Raw genomic sequence first — 16,934 nt, 5'->3', positions numbered from 1 at the left:
CTATAATTGTGCTGATCTCAATAAAATTAAAATTGAAATCGACATTTGGTTCCAACTGTTTGATATTAACAAAAAAACATCGTTCACTCAACCGGCTTAGCCTTCACTCGCTCCGAAGACAAGGTTTCCGTGACGGTACCTAAGATAAGTCCTTTGGCTCGAATAGAATCAATCATGCCTTTTAACGCACCTGAGGAAGCAGCCGTTGGGTGCATTAGGATTAAGGTTCCAGCATCCACGTTTTTGGCAATTTTGGCTACAACCGACGCTGAGCTTGGTTTACGCCAGTCCACGGTATCCAGTGTCCATAACACCGTCTGTAAACCCATGCTGGAGGCAATATCTACCGTTTTTTGATTAAAGTCTCCAGATGGAGGTGCAAACCAACGATTTTCTACCCCCAACGTCTTTTGCAGTAAATCCTGAGTTTTACTAATCTCCAGCCTTGCCCGTTCTGCACTCAATCGACTCATATTGGGGTGGGAATACGCATGGTTCGATAACTCATGTCCACGTTTTTGAATCTCTTTTGCAAGTTCCGCATTTTTGCTTAACCAACTACCATCCAAGAAAAAAGTCGCTTTGACCTGCTCTGCATCGAGTGTATCGAGCATCGGGACAATATATTCATTCCCCCAAGCTACATTGATCATAAAAGATACCATAGGCTTCTCTGGATTACCGCGGTATATCGGATGTGCCCCTAGATCCTTGAGGCCAATCTCCGGTTCCGTTTGCCGATAAACATACGAAATTTTGGTGTTCAGGTTTCCCCCAAGCGCCTTTCGATACGTAGCCTCCACATCGATCTCTGTTCCATTATATCCGGGAATTGCTTTCCATACCCGATCTACTCTGGCATTCATTGGAGCAATTTTGGTTTCAGCCGCTTTTTCCCGAATAGCTGTTAACAAAGCATCTTCACCCGTAGCCTCTTTGAACATGTCAAATGCATTTTGAGCTCCCGGTCCATCACGGATCTCCGTGATGTATGTACGAACACTGTCTACTTGTCCGACCAATATAACCGTGATTATACCCGCCAGAACCGCAGCAAGCTTTTTGGATTGGTTTCTCACAGCTCCATCCTCCCGCCGTCTTTGTCCCCATCATATGAGGACAAGGGCAAGAATATGAATAAAACACAGCGTGATATCGCTTTTCTTGCAGCTTTCCGTGGATGAAAGTTATTTTTGGCGTTAAAAAAAGAGCCAGAAATACAACCTTCTGTCTCTTGATTCAATGAACCCTTTATATCTCAAGCTGTAAACTTAAGATTGAGCTGGAGCTTCTGCCGTTAATACAGCTTTACGTGAAAGGTTGATGCGACCTTGTGGGTCAATTTCCGTTACTTTAACCGTAATGGAATCACCAATAGCTACAACATCTTCCACTTTGGCAACACGTTCTGTGGACAATTGTGAGATGTGTACCAGACCTTCTTTATTCGGAAGAACTTCAACAAATGCACCGAATTTTTCTACACGTTTTACTTTGCCGACATAAATTTCGCCAACCAGTACTTCACGCACGATCCCTTCGATGATTGCTTTTGCTTTATCGTTCATTTCCTGATTAGAGGAAGCAATAAAGACACGTCCATCTTGTTCAATATCAATTTTAACACCGGTTTCCTCGATGATTTTATTGATAATTTTACCACCTGCACCGATAACATCACGGATTTTGTCCGGGTTAATGTGCATCGTCGTGATTTTAGGAGCATATTGTGACAACTGCTCACGTGGAGTTTTCATTACCTCAGTCATTTTGCCCAAGATGTGCATACGACCTTCTTTGGCTTGAGCCAGTGCTTCAGACAAAATTTGACGATCAATACCATCAATTTTGATGTCCATTTGAATTGCAGTTACACCTTCAGGTGTTCCAGCAACTTTAAAGTCCATATCGCCCAGATGATCTTCCATACCTTGAATATCGCTCAAGATTGAAACATGATCGCCGTCTTTGATCAGACCCATAGCGACACCGGCTACTGGAGCTTTAATGGGTACACCAGCATCCATCATTGCGAGTGTGCTCGCACAGATACTTGCTTGTGAAGTGGAACCGTTGGATTCAAGTACTTCAGATACAAGACGAATTGTGTATGGGAAGTCTGTTTCAGAAGGAATCACTTTCGCCAAGGCACGTTCACCTAGTGCACCATGTCCGATTTCACGACGACCAGGCGCACGCAATGGACGAGCTTCACCTACGCTGAACGGTGGGAAGTTGTAATGGTGCATGAAACGTTTGGTTTCTTCCAGGCTGATGCCATCCAAAATCTGAACATCACCGAGCGCACCAAGCGTACAAATGCTAAGTGCTTGTGTTTGACCACGCGTAAACAGACCAGAGCCATGCGTACGTGGCAACAAGGATGTGTCACATTCAATTGGACGAATCTCAGCCAGGCCACGACCATCCGGACGAACCTTATCATGTGTAATGAGACGACGTACTTCTTCTTTTACAATATCGTGAAGCACTTCTTTTACATCTTTGAGCAGTTCAGGTGTTTCGATATATTTCTCTTCGAAGTGAGCAACCGTTTCGTCATTCACTACATCAATTGCATCCTGACGAGCATGTTTCTCCGCAATTTTAACTGCATCAACGAGACGTGCACTCGCAAATTCACGAACAGCGCTATTTACATCAGCGTTAACTGCATGCAGTTTCACAGCCATTTTTTCTTTGCCAGCTACTTCTACCAGTTGTTCAATCACAGCAACAATGTTTTTGATCTCATCGTGACCGAACATGATTGCTTCAAGCATGATTTCTTCTGGCACTTCGTTAGCTTCAGCTTCAACCATCATAATGGCATCTTTCGTTCCAGCTACCACAAGCTCGATCTCACTTACTTCAAGCTGTGCAATCGTTGGGTTAATGATGAATTCACCATTAATACGTCCCACTTTTACACCACCGATTGGCCCGCTGAATGGAACATCAGAAATGCTGAGTGCAGCCGACGTACCGATCATCGCAGCAATTTGTGGTTCACAGTCCTGATCAACACTCATAACGATGTTGAGGACTTGAACATCATTACGGAAGCCTTCTGGGAACAATGGACGAATCGGACGGTCAGTCAGACGGCTTGCAAGGATCGCCTTTTCGCTCGGTCTGCCTTCACGTTTGATGAATCCCCCAGGAATCTTACCTACAGCGTACAATCTCTCTTCATAGTTAACCGTCAATGGGAAAAAGTCTAAATCTTTTGGTTCGCTGGATGCTGTAACGGTACACAATACAACGGTATCTCCGTACGTCACCTTAACCGCAGCGTTAGCTTGTTTAGCCAAACGACCTGTTTCAAGCACAAGCGTTCTTCCACCAAGTTGCATTTCAACACGCTTTTCCATGAAATCCCTCCTTTTAATCGTTCCTAACACAATGGATTCTGCATCTTCACAGTATTTCCTGCTTGTCCAACATTCATTAGCATCGGCAGGTTTCACATTTCATTAAGAGGACAACAAGCCCTCTAGCAAAACAAAAGCCCCTTGCGGAGCTCCCATCTACAAATATATGGCAACATGTTCATCTACAAAACAACCCGGCTGTAGGTTCCGCTTGTCCTTTTAGACAAAAGGAAGGCGGATAACAGCCAGGTTGGTTTTGAAAACATGTACGATAATTAACGACGCAATCCGAGTTTCTCGATCAATGCGCTGTAACGTTTAACATCTTTGTTTTTCACGTAAGCCAAAAGCTTACGACGTTGACCTACCATTTTCAAAAGTCCACGACGTGAGTGGTGGTCTTTCTTATGCGTACGCAAGTGGTCTGTCAAACTTCTGATGTTTTCCGTAAGGATAGCAACTTGCACCTCTGGAGATCCTGTGTCGGACTCGTGAGTTTTGTGCTCGTCGATCAGTTGTTGTTTACGTTCTTGAGTCAATGCCATCCTATTCACCTCCTTCATATAATCGCCATTAGCCTCGTAACCGCCGGTGAGAGCATGCAACCAAGCTAAGGTTGTCTGTTGTCTCAATCGACAACGTAGTACATTGTATCATAGTTCGTAGGCTAAAGTAAATCTCAACCTACATTTTGTTTCATTTTTTTAGGATAACAAACGAGCAGCCGTCAATGCATCCTCACGGATCTGGCTGATCAATGCATCAATTGAAGCAAATTTACGCTCTTCACGAATATAGTGAACAAGTTCTACCTTCAATTCCTGATCATACAACTGCCCTTCAAAATCAAGCAGATGCACTTCAAACGTAGGCTTCATCCCACTTTCGTGGAAAGTCGGCTTCACCCCTAAATTCATAACTCCACGCAGCATCTGTTCTCCATATTGCACACGAACCGCATATACACCTTTGGCTGGAATCACATAACGATCCAACAGTTCAAGGTTAGCCGTCGGGAAACCAATGGTACGACCACGCTTTTCCCCATGAACCACGGTTCCTCGGATACTGTAAGGTCGACCTAGCCACTGACTAGCTTCATCCATCTGCCCATGTTTGAGCAATCCTCGGATAAGGGAGCTGCTTACCTTCTCCCCGTTTAACAAGAACGGAGGTACCGTCTCAACCGTCATGTCGTTACCACCTAACGACCGAAGCAATTGTTCGTCGCCTGCTCCTTGATGTCCAAATCGGAAATCAAAACCGACAACAGCCGTACGCGTCTGAAGTGGCAACAACAGATCGTGAGCGAATTGCTCCGGAGTCAATTTCGAGAATTCATCGTTAAATTCAACAACATATAGTATGTCTACGCCAAGCCCAGCCAGGATCTCTTCTTTGTCTTGCAGTGGAGTCAGATATCCTTCGTAATCGCCTTTGCGCATAACTTCCTTCGGATGAGGATGAAAGGTCATTACCGCCGCTTGCACACCAGTTTCACGCGCAATGCGGACAGCTGACAAAATGACGCTTGCATGTCCGAGGTGCAGTCCGTCAAATTGACCAATAGCTAGCACTTGGGGCTGTGTATGCAGCTCATCGGAAGTCAATGTCTGCGGATATGTTAGCATTACGGTTTTCACAATCATTCACCTGCATTTCACTTGATAGACAGAGCTTATCATCTACACAGTCTAAACTCAAGATCCGTTATTCGGGTAAAAATACCTTGACTGCTCTGACTGTCGCTTTAAGTTCGTCTCGTTCAAAAATGCCCAGGAACGTCCCATCCTGGGTGTATAACCGCAGAAGGCCAGGTTGTTCTACAGGTGGCTCTAACAAACGCGCAGACAACTTCTGACCCTGAAGAGCTCCTTTGGCTAGTTCATCATTAACCGTGTGTGAAGGTATAAAGTAAATTGCTTCGTCTACTGGTATGAATGCTTCGGTTATTGTATTCTCTGCCATACGCTGCTCAACCTCTTCCATTGTCAAACAACGATCTGCGGGAATCCCTGCAGACATGGTGCGTTCGAGCTGTACCATCGTGGAAGGATAACCTAGCTCACGCCCAATATCCACACATAACGTTCGAATATACGTACCTTTAGAACACAATGCACGGAATGAAATATCCGTTGTGTCTCCATGAGTCTCAATCCCGGTGAATTCAAGCTCATAGATCGTCACTTCGCGACTTTTGCGTTCGACCGTTTTTCCTTCACGTGCCAGTTCATATAGACGTTTGCCATCCACTTTGAGGGCTGAATACATCGGCGGAACCTGAGAGATCGTACCCTGAAACTTCTCTAACGCCAAACGTACCTGCTCCTCCGTCACATTAACAGCTTCTTCCGAACGCTCAATAACTTCACCTGTCATGTCCTCTGTATCTGTAGAGAGACCAAGACGTAGTGTAGCCACATACTCCTTAGGTAGTTCCTGCATATACTCAACCACCCGTGTTGCACGTCCAAGACAAAGCGGAAGAACTCCCGTAACTTGTGGATCTAATGTTCCTGTATGTCCAATGCGCTTCATTTTCAGAATGCGACGCAATTTGGCAACGACATCATGTGAAGTATAACCTGCTGGTTTATATACCGCTAGTATTCCTTCAAACGGTTTTACCATTGTACATTCACCTGCTTCAGAACCTTAGCTACGATGTCTTCCAGCGTACCTTCCAGTCGGCAGCCTGCAGCAAGTACATGGCCACCCCCACCAAATGTTTGTGCAAGTTCAGCTACATCGACCTTACCTGCAGAGCGAAGCGATACTTTTACGGCTGAATCATTAATCACTTTGAAAAAGATCCCTACTTCCACCCCTTGAATATTACGCGGGTAGTTCACAATACCTTCAAGATCTTCATTAGCCGCACCACAAGTAGTCATATCTTCAGGCGTGATAACAACCCAAGCAATCTTGCCATCATCCGTCATTTGCAGGCTATTCAGTGCCTGATTCAAAATACGAACTTGAGGAAGAGTAACTTGCTCTAGTAACATCTGTGCTAGGTACGGACCGTCCACACCATGTTCGAGCAACTTCGATGCTGTTGTCATTACATTTGGACTTGTATTGGCATAACGAAAACCACCTGTATCGGTTAATAACCCCGTATAAATGGCAGTCGCTGCATCTTTATTCAACGTCACTGGAAACAGACTTACCAAATCAAACAAAATCTCTGCCGTTGCTGCAGCATCTGATTTAATAATATTCACAGTTCCGTATGCATTATTAGTTGGATGATGATCAATATTTAAGATGACTGCATCCTCTTCAAAATAATGACGAGTTAAGCCTACTCGTGCAAAATCAGCACAGTCCACACAAATGACTGCTTTAAATTTTCGCGTTGGTGGTTGTTCGGTCATGTTCACGATGTCATCTGCTCCCCATAAGAAGCGCATACGTCCGGGGATTTCACCTTCATTAATCATCGTGAATGTCTTGCCCAGACATGACAGCAGCCAGCCCACCGTTACCGTCGAGCTGACTGCGTCACCGTCCGGCTGTACATGCGACACGACCAGGTAATCATCATGCTCCAGTAGAAATTTCTTTCCACTTTGAAGCGCCTGTTCATAAGTGTGCATTGCCGTCTCCTCTATTCTGTTACTGGGATTCGTTCTTGTCTGAACCAATATCGCCAAGTAGCTTCTCAATCCGGCTACCATAAGCGATGGATTCGTCGATCTTGAATATCAACTCGGGAACATGGCGGAACCGGATACGCTTGCCCAGCTCAGAACGCAAAAATCCATTTGCTTTTTCCAGAGCTTTGAGCGAGTTATCCTTCTGTTCCTGTTCACCGAAGACACTCAGATAAACTTTGGCTTGCGACAAGTCGCCAGTTACTTCAACTCCCGTTACGGTAATAAAACCGATCCGTGGATCTTTCAGTTCTGACTGGATGAGCACACTGAGTTCTTTCTTGATCTGCTCGCCCACTCTACCTGTACGAATCTTAGCCATTGTTGTTCACCTCATGCTTCCTTGCTTATCGTTGTACGCTCTCCATAATGAAGGCTTCGATAACGTCGCCTTCTTTGAGATCATTGTATTTATCCAGCGTGATACCACATTCGTAGCCTTGAGCTACTTCTTTAGCATCATCTTTGTAACGCTTCAAGGAATCCAGTTTGCCTTCGTAAAGGACGATGCCATCACGAATCAAACGTGCCTCTGCGGAACGTGTAATTTTACCTGAAGTAACCATACATCCAGCAATTGTACCCACTTTACTAATCGAGAATGTGCTCCGAACTTCAGCATGACCGATAACTTTTTCTTTGTAAACCGGGTCAAGCATACCTTTCATTGCTTGTTCAATTTCTTCGATAACACTGTAGATAACACGATGCAGACGAATGTCTACTTGCTCTTGATCTGCTGTAACCTTCGCTTGGTTATCTGGACGAACGTTGAAACCAATCACAATCGCATTAGATGCAGCTGCCAAAATGATATCGGATTCTGTAATCGCACCAGCACCACTGTGAATGATCTTCACGCGCACACCTTCAACCTCGATTTTAGCAAGGGAACCTTTCAATGCTTCAACCGAACCTTGTACGTCACCTTTGATGATTACGTTCAAGTCTTTGATTTCACCATCTTTGATGTGTTGGAACAGATCATCCAACGTTACGCGAGTGTTTGTACCCAGATCGGATTCACGTTGTGTAATCGCACGCTTATCAGCGATAGAACGAGCTTTACGCTCATCTTCAAACACCATAAACGGATCACCAGCACCTGGTACCTCAGTCAAACCTGTGATTTCTACAGGTGTGGATGGTCCTGCTTCTTTTAATCTGCGTCCTTTGTCATTGACCATCGCACGCACACGACCGAAGCAGTTACCAGCTACGAATGCATCTCCGACTTTCAATGTACCGTGCTGTACGAGGATACGTGCAACTGGGCCACGTCCTTTATCCAGCTCGGCTTCGATCACTGTACCACGGGCACGTTTGTCCGGGTTCGCCTTGTATTCATTCACTTCTGCAACGAGCAAGATCATCTCAAGCAGACCTTCTAAACCGATTCTTTGTTTCGCAGAAACGTTAACAAAGATCGTGTCTCCGCCCCATTCTTCTGGAACGAGTTCATAGTTAGTCAATTCTTGCTTCACTTTATCCGCATCTGCACCTGGCTTATCGATTTTGTTAACAGCAACAATAATCGGTAGGCCTGCTGCTTTGGCATGGTTGATTGCCTCAACCGTTTGTGGCATAACACCATCATCAGCAGCTACGACGATAATCGTAATATCCGTAACTTGAGCTCCACGTGCACGCATCGCTGTGAAAGCTTCGTGACCCGGAGTATCGAGGAACGTAATTTTTTTGTTGTTAATTTCAACTTGATAAGCACCGATATGCTGCGTGATTCCGCCAGCTTCGCCGCCCGTTACGTTGGTAGAACGAATCGCATCAAGCAATGTTGTTTTACCATGGTCAACGTGACCCATGATCGTAACAACTGGAGGACGGGATTGAAGATCTGCTGGATCATCATTCTCTTCTACCGTTTCGAAACGATCATCTTCAAGTACAATCTTCACTTCAACCTCAACACCGAATTCGCCTGCAAGCAGAAGAATAGTGTCAATATCGAGTTCTTGGTTGATTGTAGCCATAACGCCCATACCGATGAGTTTTTTGATAACTTCGGAAGCATCTTTGTGAAGCAGCTTAGCAGTTTCACCTACAGTCATGTCACCGCGAACGATGATTTTCTTAGGCGTGTTATCAATTTTCTCACGTTGTTGGTACTGTTGTTGATTTCTGTTGCGATTGTTTTTTCCGCCACGGCCACGGAAGTTACCGCCACGATTGTCGTCATAACGACGACCGCCGCCACCGCTGTTAGAACGGTTGCCACTGTTGTTATTATTACCTGAGTTGCCTTGTCCGCTTCTGCGTTGTCCTTGCCCTTGGCTTTGACCTTGGCCGCCAGTACGGTTGCCACCAGTGCTACCACTGCTTGGTCCTCCGCTTCTTGCTTGACCGCCACCGCTATTGTTTGGACGTTGTTGTCCTGAACCTTGTGGACGGGATGAAGTACTGCTTTGTCCGCCTTGAGCTGGTCTTGGACGGTTACTTGATTGTCCTCCTTGGCTGGAGCCTTGGGAAGAGTTTGTTCTGTTGCGGCTATCTTGGCCGCTAGGTCTTTGGGAGCCATTGTTATTGTTGGAATTTGGTCTATTGTTCATACCTACCTGCTTTTCCTGTTGTATTTTTTTTAGTACGGGACTACCGGATGAATTACTGTCACTCGGCGTGTTCACTCCGCCGGCCGGCTTGCTGTTGTCCACTGTTTTATTGCTACCCACTGCGGAAGTAGCAACTTGTTTTACTTCGTTACTTTGTTTTGAGGCTGCAGTGGATTTTATATCTTTAAAAAATTGTTCCACCTTACCCACTGATCCATTCTCCATGACACTCATATGATTGTTTACGGGAATATCCAGCTTTTTAAGAATGGTTATAATTTCTTTACTGCTCATATTAAGGGACTTCGCATATTCATAAACCCGCAATTTATCCTTGTTTTCCTGTTTACTCAATATACTCCACCTCCGACATTATACCGACTTGCTTGGAGATCATTTTTGCAAACCCCCGGTCCGTTACTGCAAGGACAACCCGCGTTTCTTTACCGATACTTGAACCTAGACTATCCCGGTCAAATCCGATTACAAGCGGAACTTTATACGTTCCACATTTGTCGCGAAATTTCTTTTGTGTATTGGCCGAGGCGTCGCCCGCAACAATAACCATTTTAGCTTCGGAAGAACGGACTGCTTTGAGCACAATTTCTTCACCTGTTACAAGCTTACCTGCACGCATGGAAAGTCCAAGATAAGACAAAGCCTTATTATTCATCATCTTCACGCTCCTGTGCAGCTTTGAATGCATCCTCTACCTTAATAAAGTCAGCAGCCAATTGCTCATAAATTTCCGGTGAGACCTTGCCTTTCAGCGCGCGATCCAAAGATCGGTTTTTGAGTGCAAGCTTAAAACAGGATTCCTTACCGCATAAATAAGCACCACGTCCGGATTTTTTGCCAGTTAAATCAATTAGCACTTCATCCTCTGGCGTTTTAACGATTCGGATCAGTTGCTTTTTAGGCATCATTTCCTGGCACGCCACACATTTGCGCAGCGGTACTTTTTTGGTTTTCATACGTTAACGCCCCCCGTGCTTTACTTTAGTCGACGGAGACGGAATCTTGATGCATTTCCGAAGAAGAATCTTTTTCTCTGCCGAATTCCTGTTCCGCCTGGCTCTCGCTCTTAATGTCGATTTTCCAGCCGGTCAGCTTGGCTGCCAATCGGGCATTTTGACCTTTAATCCCGATAGCGAGGGAAAGTTGATAGTCAGGAACGATAACCCGAGCCATCTTTTCTTCCTCAAACACTTGAACTTCCAACACCTTGGAAGGACTCAGTGCATTAGCCACATATTCGTCCACCTGATCGGAGAAACGAACGATGTCAATTTTTTCACCGCGCAGCTCACCCACAATGGTCTGCACGCGCATCCCTTTGGGACCTACGCAAGATCCAACTGGATCTACTTCCTCATTACGGGAATGCACAGCAATTTTGGAGCGGAAGCCAGCTTCACGCGCAACGGATCTAATCTCAACTACACCGTCGAAAATTTCAGGAACTTCCAGTTCAAAGAGGCGTTTCAACAAGCCCGGGTGTGTACGGGACAAAATGATCTGTGGCCCTTTGGTCGTATTCTCGACCTTGGTGATGTAGGCTTTGATACGATCACCATGAACAAATTTCTCGTTCGGCATCAATTCGGTCAGCGGCAAAGCCGCTTCGATTTTGCCCAGATCGATGTAGATATTGCGCAAATCCTGACGCTGCACTACTCCCGTAACGATATCCTCTTCCTTATCAACGAAAGCGTTGTAGATCAGGCCACGTTCAGCTTCACGAATCCGCTGGGTCACTACCTGTTTGGCAGTTTGTGCGGCGATACGGCCAAAATCGCGCGGCGTTACTTCGATCTCCGCAATATCTTCCAGCTGGAAGTGTGGGTTGATTTCTCGTGCAGCAGGCAATGAAATTTCGGTACGTGAATCCAGGACTTCCTCCACGATCAGTTTGCGAGCATATACCCGGATAACCCCAGTATTGCGGTTCATATCAACACGCACGTTTTGAGCGGTGTTGAAATTCCGCTTATAGCTGGAGATCAGGGCAGCCTCGATCGCTTCGAACAGCACATCCTTACTGATCCCTTTTTCACGCTCCAACTCATTCATTGCTTCAATAAAATCCATACTCATGAATGTTGATCCCCCTTTCAAACATGGCATCTCATACGTAAAACGGCGAAAGGCTCTGAACTCCTGAGCACCTTGCCGTTATCGTGAGATGTGTCTTTTTCATTAATAAAGTGAACAAGGCACTTAAAACAAAATAGCTAGGCGCGCACTGGCAACCTTTTCATAAGAAACGGTATGCTGTTTCTTGCCTGCTTCGATCACAAGTGTTCCGTCATCAAAGGAAAGTAACTTACCTTCAAATTCCTTCAATCCATTCACCGGCTCGTAGGTTGTTACAAACACATTTTTGCCTACGGCTTTGGCAACATCCTCTGCTTTTTTCAGTGGACGTTCCGCACCGGGAGAAGACACTTCAAGGAAATAGACGGTAGGAATCGGATCGTTCTCATCCAGCTTGGCGCTCAGCTTTTCGCTGATCAAGACGCAATCGTCGATGTCGATGCCACCTTCTTTGTCGACATACACCCGTAAAAACCAGTTGCTGCCTTCTTTGACGTATTCGATGTCAACCAGCTCGAAGCCTTGTTCATTCAAGTAGGGTTGGATCATTTCTTCCACGGTATCTTTAATGTTCGTTGTGCTCAAAACCGATAACCTCCAACTTAGGTTACACCAGCATCATCGCTGGCAGATGATTAAATACCCAAGATTCTTGTATACCAAAGACTAAAGAGTGGGTTTCCCCACTCTTCAGAAATTCGTACTATCTCGTTCACTTCAAAAATTATAACATAGTCTGGTAATAGTGACAAGTAAGCGATCTTTAAGGCAAATTACACACTAATGAAGAAAAAATTATGAGTTGACTTCAACCATGCTTTCCCAGTAAGAGCTACATTAGAAAAGAGATAGTTGATTGCTCTCAGGAAGACCCCGGAAACAACCCATATTAGACAGCAGCTCTACAATCGTTTTAGACGCTTTAGACTTCTGCTGGAAGTCCTCAATCGACAGGAACTCGCCATGTTCTCTGGCACCTGCGATATTACGCGCAGCATTGTCACCAATTCCAGCCAAAGCGGAAAATGGAGGAACCAATGAGTTGCCATCTACGATAAATTTAGTCGCTTCAGAACGATACAGATCGATTGGCTTCAGCGAGAACCCACGAGCCGTCATCTCTAGCGCCATTTCGAGAATTGGTAGCATATTTTTTTCTTTTGGTGGTGCTTGGAAGCCTAATTGTTCAATTTCTACGATCTTCTTATAGATCGCTTCATACCCCTGACATACCAGTCCAATGTCAAATTCATCTGCACGTACTGTGAAGTATGTCGCATAATATTCGATTGGGTGATATAGCTTGAAGAAAGCAGTACGAACTGCGGAAATGACATAAGCAGCCGCATGGGCTTTAGGGAACATGTACTGGATCTTAAGACAAGAATCAATGTACCATTGCGGTACTTTGCAATTTTTCATCTCATCGATCCATTCTTGCGGCAAACCTCTACCCTTACGTACACTTTCCGTAATTTTAAATGCCAGACTTGCATCCATACCGGCCTTATAAATGAGGAACAACATGATATCATCCCGACAACCAATTACGGTTTTGATATTACATGTTCCGTTTTTGATGAGATCTTGTGCGTTACCTAACCATACTCCCGTTCCGTGAGACAGACCAGATATCTGCAGCAAATCGGCAAACGAAGTAGGCTGAGATTCAACTAACATTTGACGTACAAATTTCGTTCCCATCTCCGGTACTCCAAATGTGGCAACAGGGGAACGAATCTGTTCAGGCGTTACGCCAAGAGCTTCCGTAGAGTTGAACATACTCATGACTTTCGGATCATTCATAGGAATTGTGGTTGGATCGATTCCTGTCAGATCCTGCAGCATCCGCATCATCGTTGGATCATCGTGACCCAAGATATCGAGCTTCAACAGGTTTTCTTCAAAAGCGTGATAGTCAAAGTGCGTCGTTTTCCACTCTGCGGTAACATCATCTGCCGGGTATTGTACCGGGGTTACATCTTCTACTTCAATGTAATCGGGTACGACGACGATCCCGCCGGGATGCTGTCCAGTACTCCGTTTTACGCCCGTACATCCTGAAGCTAATCGATTCAGCTCGGCGCCGCGCCACTTCTTATGATGCTCTTCCTCGTATTTCTTGGCAAACCCAAATGCAGTTTTCTCAGCTACGGTTCCGATGGTTCCCGCACGGAATACACTCTTCTCACTAAATAACACCTTGGTATAGTTATGAGCGTGTGGCTGATAGTCACCTGAGAAGTTCAAGTCGATATCGGGAACTTTGTCGCCTTTAAATCCGAGGAATGTCTCAAACGGGATATCTTGACCCTCACCCTTCAGCGTGTTTCCACAATTCGGACACTCTTTCGCAGGAAGGTCGAACCCGCTCCGTACACTACCGTCAAGGAACCATTCACTGTGTTTACATTCCGAATTCACACAGATATAGTGCGCAGGTAATGGATTAACCTCAGAGATGCCGAGGAATGTAGCAACAACTGATGAACCAACCGAGCCCCGAGAACCTACAAGATAACCATCTTGGTTCGACTTTTTAACCAGCCGTTCCGATATGAGATAGTTGGCAGAGAAACCGTATTTAATAATCGGAATCAGTTCTTTTTCCAAACGTGCGATAATGACCTCTGGTAGCTCTTCTCCATAGATGGACTTGGCCGTATTATAGCAAGTGTTACGAATTTCTTCGTCCGCACCTTCTAGAATTGGAGTAAACAGCTTATCTGGGAACAGCTTGATTTCCTCAAAGCGGTCAGCAAGTTCAATCGTATTGGTTACAACAACCTCGTATGCTTTTTCTTGACCTAAGAATTGGAACTCTTCCAGCATCTCATCCGTCGTTCTCAGATGGGCATCAGGCTTACGCTGATCTTTCAACGGGCTAAATCCTGTAATCCCGTGAATTGTAATATCTCGATATAGCTTGTCGCGTGGCTCCAAATAGTGAACATTGCCCGTCGCTACAACCGGTTTCTCCAGTTTAGCACCAATACTAATGACTTTTTGTATTGCTGTTTTGATCTCTTCTGGAGTAGCTACCAGCCCTTTATCAACCAAATGCATGTACATCGTCAGTGGTTGAATCTCCAAAATGTCATAAAACTCTGCAATCTCCTCAGCTTCTTCGAGCGATTTATTAAGCACCGCTTCGAAGAACTCGCCTTTTTCACAGCCAGACAGGATAATCAGACCTTCGCGTAAATTGACCAGTTTGGATTTAGGAATGCAGGGCACTCGTTTAAAATGCTCCGTATGTGAAAGAGAAACCAATTTGTAGAGATTTTTCTTACCAATATCATTCAGTGCATATATTCCGCAATGGAATGGACGCGTATTCGATAGATCGACACCAACATAATCATTCAGACGATCAAGCATCGTTAGTCCTTTAAGCTGAGCAGCATCATTCACCAATCCATTGAGAATACCTGCGAGCGCAATCGTATCGTCAATCGCTCGGTGATGGCTCTCTAGAGCCACTTTATATTTGTCTGCGAGTGTATTCAGACGATGGTTTTTCATTTTTGGATATAACAATCTTGCTAGTTCCAGCGTATCAAGTACAGGATTCGTTAACTCAGGCATACCTAGTTGTTTTAACGAAGCTTGAATGAAGCCCATATCAAAACGTGCGTTATGAGCGACCAACACGCCATCCCCTGCAAATTTCACAAAATCCTGAATGACAGGTTCAAGTTCTGGAGCGTCTTTCACCATATCATCATTGATGTTAGTCAATTGCTGAATGTTATAAGGAATTCGTTCGTGTGGGTTTACAAACGTAGCAAACCGATCAATCTCTTTGCCATCCTCTACCTTTACTGCTGCAATCTCGATAATTTTATTCTGCGTTACAGACAGACCGGTGGTCTCAATATCAAAAACGATATACGTAGTGGATTTGAGATCCAATGGCTGAGGATTCAAAACGACAGCCACGGAATCATTCACCACGTTGGCTTCTAGTCCATAGATCATCTTAATTCCGTTTTTCTTAGCTGCTTTCGCTGCCTCCGGGTAAACTTGAACACCACCATGATCACTCACAGCAATGGCTTTATGTCCCCACTCTGCTGCAGTTTTCACATACTTATCAATAGAGGTCACGGCATCCATCGTACTCATGGTAGAGTGCAAATGGAATTCTACCCGTTTCTCAGCAGCTTTATCCTTACGTGATGGCGGTGCCTTTACTTCAATCAAGTCTGAAGGAATCATAGCAAGTTCAGGAATCTGCATGAAACGGTCATATTCAACACGACCACGCACTTTCACCCATTTCCCATTCGCTAGCAAACTAAGAATTCGGACATCTTCTTTTGTTTTCGCAAACATTTTCATCTGCATGGAATCCGTAAAGTCTGTCAGATAGAAGGTAAACAATGTGTTACCATTACGCAATTCCTTACGATCCAATCCAAAGATCGTCCCTTGCAAGGTGACCTTCTTCTCTTCATCTTGAATTTCCTGCATTGGAACAGCGGGTTCTTTGATGTCGTATCCCATCTGCAGACGGACATCCCCTTGCTCTTCTTCTTCAGGCATCTCAGGCTCTACCTCGCTCATCATCTTCTCGATGACCTGACGCTCTTCTTCCTGTTTTTTAAGCTGGAACTGCTCTAATGCCTCTTTGTTACTTTCCATCTGGCCTACCTGCATTTTGACTTTCAGAGGTGTATGGAAATACTTTTCATAAAAACGTGTAATCGCCTGATCAATTTGCTTCTTCTTCGCAAGCTCCATCGATGTTGCATCACTCATAGTTAATTGCAGTAAGTCCGCTTCACATTCAAATTTGGTACGGCTCATCCAGCCATTAACCGATGGAATTTCACGAGCAACCCATTCAAGGAACAAATTCCAGTACTCACTTACAATATCTGTAGACAAGACAGCATCACTATATTTAAAGCCAAATGAAATTTTGGCAATATGGTTCATTTTCTCCTGAATATGCAGGCAGAATGTGCGGTAGATCGGAGCAGGAACCAAGGTATCCTTGGCAATTAAAATAGTCCAGTCTCGATTACTACGGCTTGTTTCCACCTGTTCAATCCAACCATCCATAAAATATGGCTCTACGAGCCCTGCTGGAAGATCCGTCTGTTTCATCAATAATTCAAATCTTTTTCTCTTCTCCTCGAATCCACTCATAATGTTCCTCCTCGTTGCCCCTCAAAGCATGAAAAGCCTCTGTAATCAAAAATGTCCCCGATCCGAACGGCACCGAC

The 16,934-nt window shown here is 44.9% G+C and carries 13 protein-coding genes; all 13 read right to left on the bottom strand.

Annotated features, from left to right (window positions below; genetic code table 11):
• Positions 1–83 precede the first annotated feature (83 nt).
• The 13 genes from J2T19_RS07040 to J2T19_RS06980 all read right to left on the bottom strand — a co-directional run bounded on the left by J2T19_RS07040 (position 84) and on the right by J2T19_RS06980 (position 16,857).
• The gene (locus tag J2T19_RS07040; RefSeq protein WP_307214269.1) at positions 84–1,079 is read right to left on the bottom strand and encodes a polysaccharide deacetylase family protein; all 996 of its coding nucleotides are present in this window, start codon (positions 1,077–1,079) and stop codon (positions 84–86) included.
• A 192-nt stretch (positions 1,080–1,271) separates the two neighbouring features.
• Complete coding sequence (gene pnp, locus J2T19_RS07035) at positions 1,272–3,374, bottom strand: polyribonucleotide nucleotidyltransferase (protein WP_307214268.1); 2,103 nt, start codon at positions 3,372–3,374, stop codon at positions 1,272–1,274.
• Between the two features lie 275 nt (positions 3,375–3,649).
• On the bottom strand, positions 3,650–3,919 hold the full coding sequence (rpsO, locus tag J2T19_RS07030) for a 30S ribosomal protein S15 (protein WP_056700672.1): 270 nt from the start codon (positions 3,917–3,919) through the stop codon (positions 3,650–3,652).
• Positions 3,920–4,078: 159 nt separating this feature from the next.
• Positions 4,079–5,017: a bifunctional riboflavin kinase/FAD synthetase gene (locus J2T19_RS07025; RefSeq protein WP_307214267.1), complete on the bottom strand. Its 939-nt coding sequence runs from the start codon at positions 5,015–5,017 to the stop codon at positions 4,079–4,081.
• 67 nt (positions 5,018–5,084) lie between these two features.
• Positions 5,085–6,008, bottom strand: coding sequence for a tRNA pseudouridine(55) synthase TruB (truB, locus tag J2T19_RS07020; RefSeq protein ID WP_307214266.1), 924 nt, complete (start codon positions 6,006–6,008; stop codon positions 5,085–5,087).
• On the bottom strand, positions 6,002–6,979 hold the full coding sequence (locus J2T19_RS07015) for a DHH family phosphoesterase (protein ID WP_307214265.1): 978 nt from the start codon (positions 6,977–6,979) through the stop codon (positions 6,002–6,004). Before J2T19_RS07015 ends, truB begins: the two co-directional genes overlap by 7 nt.
• Positions 6,980–6,998: 19 nt before the next feature.
• Positions 6,999–7,358 carry a 30S ribosome-binding factor RbfA gene (gene rbfA / locus J2T19_RS07010; protein ID WP_056700664.1) on the bottom strand — a complete coding sequence of 120 codons (360 nt, stop codon included), beginning with the start codon at positions 7,356–7,358 and terminating at the stop codon, positions 6,999–7,001.
• A 25-nt stretch (positions 7,359–7,383) separates the two neighbouring features.
• Positions 7,384–9,957 carry a translation initiation factor IF-2 gene (gene infB, locus J2T19_RS07005; protein WP_307214264.1) on the bottom strand — a complete coding sequence of 858 codons (2,574 nt, stop codon included), beginning with the start codon at positions 9,955–9,957 and terminating at the stop codon, positions 7,384–7,386.
• Positions 9,950–10,279: a YlxQ family RNA-binding protein gene (locus J2T19_RS07000; RefSeq protein ID WP_145046357.1), complete on the bottom strand. Its 330-nt coding sequence runs from the start codon at positions 10,277–10,279 to the stop codon at positions 9,950–9,952. Before J2T19_RS07000 ends, infB begins: the two co-directional genes overlap by 8 nt.
• Positions 10,269–10,577, bottom strand: coding sequence for an RNase P modulator RnpM (gene rnpM / locus J2T19_RS06995; RefSeq protein ID WP_056700658.1), 309 nt, complete (start codon positions 10,575–10,577; stop codon positions 10,269–10,271). The genes J2T19_RS07000 and rnpM overlap by 11 nt, the downstream gene beginning before the upstream one ends.
• A 25-nt stretch (positions 10,578–10,602) precedes the next feature.
• Entirely contained in the window at positions 10,603–11,700 is a 1,098-nt protein-coding gene (gene nusA / locus J2T19_RS06990) for a transcription termination factor NusA (protein ID WP_062326087.1), read from the bottom strand.
• A 123-nt stretch (positions 11,701–11,823) separates the two neighbouring features.
• Positions 11,824–12,285 (bottom strand): ribosome maturation factor RimP, encoded by a 462-nt coding sequence (gene rimP, locus J2T19_RS06985; RefSeq protein ID WP_145046355.1) that lies wholly within the window; start codon positions 12,283–12,285, stop codon positions 11,824–11,826.
• Positions 12,286–12,537: 252 nt separating this feature from the next.
• The gene (locus J2T19_RS06980; protein WP_307214263.1) at positions 12,538–16,857 is read right to left on the bottom strand and encodes a PolC-type DNA polymerase III; all 4,320 of its coding nucleotides are present in this window, start codon (positions 16,855–16,857) and stop codon (positions 12,538–12,540) included.
• Positions 16,858–16,934: the final 77 nt, after the last annotated feature.

This window comes from Paenibacillus tundrae (genome assembly GCF_030812775.1).
In the GTDB taxonomy this organism is placed as follows: Bacteria; Bacillota; Bacilli; order Paenibacillales; family Paenibacillaceae; genus Paenibacillus; species Paenibacillus tundrae_A.
The sequence above is the reverse complement of the archived record's forward strand: the minus strand, read 5'-3'. Positions and strand labels throughout refer to the sequence as shown.